This window comes from Acinetobacter sp. 228, from assembly GCF_048147885.1.
In genome coordinates this window covers 1-2,187 of sequence record NZ_JAYWYV010000077.1, presented here as the reverse complement: position 1 = coordinate 2,187, position 2,187 = coordinate 1, and the positions used below count along the sequence as shown (strand labels likewise).

At 37.7% G+C, this 2,187-nt stretch carries 3 protein-coding genes; 2 read left to right on the top strand and 1 reads right to left on the bottom strand.

Annotation, left to right across the window (positions count from 1 at the left end):
• Both VXQ92_RS15960 and VXQ92_RS15955 read left to right on the top strand, forming a co-directional pair.
• Positions 1-436, top strand: a 436-nt coding sequence (locus VXQ92_RS15960) for a YcxB family protein (protein WP_416682475.1), incomplete at its 5' end; no start/stop codon positions are given.
• A 43-nt stretch (positions 437-479) separates the two neighbouring features.
• Complete coding sequence (locus tag VXQ92_RS15955) at positions 480-1,121, top strand: fumarylacetoacetate hydrolase family protein (protein WP_000857682.1); 642 nt, start codon at positions 480-482, stop codon at positions 1,119-1,121.
• Positions 1,122-1,196: 75 nt separating this feature from the next.
• On the opposite strand, the gene VXQ92_RS15950 is transcribed toward VXQ92_RS15955, so the two are convergent.
• Positions 1,197-1,991: a helix-turn-helix domain-containing protein gene (locus tag VXQ92_RS15950; RefSeq protein ID WP_000747866.1), complete on the bottom strand. Its 795-nt coding sequence runs from the start codon at positions 1,989-1,991 to the stop codon at positions 1,197-1,199.
• Positions 1,992-2,187: the final 196 nt, after the last annotated feature.

Sequence of the window (2,187 nt, the reverse complement as noted above, 5' to 3'; positions counted from 1 at the left end):
CGGATTTGGCTTGGTGACATTCGGAAAGAAGCAATTCACACGGTTTTTGACACCTGTTATTAGTCTTGCAATTATTATTTGGGGCTTATATTTAGGCTTTTCAGGTGTTGGCCGCTACTATGTTGCTTTAGGCGTTTTCTTCTTGGTTATGCAAGGTCTAATGCGCTACTGGCTTTTACCTATGATGTTTAAACGTCAATTTGTACGTTATCAATTTGGTAAGAGCGAGCAAGGAATCGATTTATATCAAGATTATTTTGAGCTCTATGCTGCTGGGCGTAAACAAGCTGTACAGTATAGTGAAGTGCAGACTTTTGCTAAAGGCAAGCTGACTTATATGCTTGAGCTTAAAAATAAAACGGTCATCATTGTACCGAAACGTGCATTTGCACAGGCTTCAGATCAAACTATATTTGAAAATACATTTAAGAAATAAGTTATTGGAATTATTAGCCGCAACAATAAATAAAGGAAGCTTCATGAAAACACGTCCTTCAAAAATCGTTTGTGTGGGCAGAAGTTATGCTGATCATGTAAAAGAACTGAACAATGCAATGCCAGGACGTCCGGTGTTATTTATCAAACCACCAAGTAGTTTGATTGGTTTAGATGAAGGCATTTCATGGAATCCTGCATGGGGTAGTTGTCATTTCGAATGCGAATTTGTTTTACGCATTGATCAGCCACTAAAAGGAGAAACTGATCCGCAAAAAGTATTGCAGGCCATTGGTGCAGTGACTTTAGGATTGGATTTAACATTACGTGACTTACAAAATGAGTTAAAAGATAAAGGCCAACCTTGGGAAAGAGCAAAGGCTTTTGATGGTTCGTGTGTGCTTGCAGACTGGGTAGATGTGAGTGAAATCACGAACTGGGAAGAGACTAGATTTAATTTCCATATTAATGATGAATTACGTCAAGACGGTAATACCGCTTTGCTCATGTTTAATATTGCTTATCTTTTAGTAGATATTAATCAGGTGTTCTCACTTGAGCCAGGCGATGTCATTATGACGGGTACACCCGCAGGTGTAGGGCCATTAAATGCTGGCGATCAGCTAAAAATGACTTTGAAAGGTGCTACTCAAGATTTTGTTTGGGAAACATTTGTTAAAGCATAATTTTATTTAAGTTATTAAACTTTAAACCCTATTATTAAACGGATAATAGGGTTTTTTATTATACTCAAAATTAATTTATTGATAGAGCTTTCGGAACTGGTCTGGGGTAAAACCCATCCAACGTTTAAACATATAAATAAATGCCGATGCGCTGGCATAGCCCAAATCAAAAGCGATACTTTCTATGGTTTTTCCTTGATTAAGCATGGTCATTGCTTTCATTACTTTTAATCGTTGCCTCCATTCATGTAAAGACATTCCCAACTCTTTTTGACTGTAACGTGCCAACGTTCTTTCAGTCATATTTATTCGTTCAGCTAATTCTTGCAAGGTGCTGTTATCGGCAGGGCATTGATGTAAATCATTTAGAATTTTTGCTAAAGCTGGATGATCTGTTGTAGGTAAATAACTACCCACTAATTCAGCCTGTATGAGTTGATCTAATAAAACTTGGAGTAGGCGTATATATTCGACTTGGGTTTCATCTTGTGGGTTTTTCCTCAAGTGTTCGAGTAAAGCAGGTACAAGTGAGGAAGTTAATAATATACCAGCTTTCTGCGGTAACTTTTGGCACAGACTTTCATGAACATATAAAGTTGCATGAGTCACTTCGTTGCGGTTAATACCACTGTGTTTGGTATAAGGAGGAAGCCAAATACCATAAGGTGGCGGGGTTAAATAATTAATTTGATCAATATTAACTTCGAGTACACCACTAAACGCATAAATAAACTCACCCCATGCATGCGCATGTTGAGGATAAACCGTTTCTGCGGGTGCATTACGAACACGGAACCAAAGCAAATCAGGAATTGCGTTATGAGCCGGAATTTCCTGAAAATCCTGCACACGTTGAGCTGATTTTTTCATCTTTGAAAATTGCCTGAAATTACTTATGTCTTGTCTGTTTTTCACTATATCATCTAAATAAGACAGTTCTATAGTCAGATTTTTCGCTATAAATAAAGGTGCTAAATGGAAGAGCGCAAAAATCTGGATACCAGAGCTTCAGCTTTAATGGTGCTTTTATGTATGGTCTTAGGGCTGCAACAGGTGGTTCTGAAAA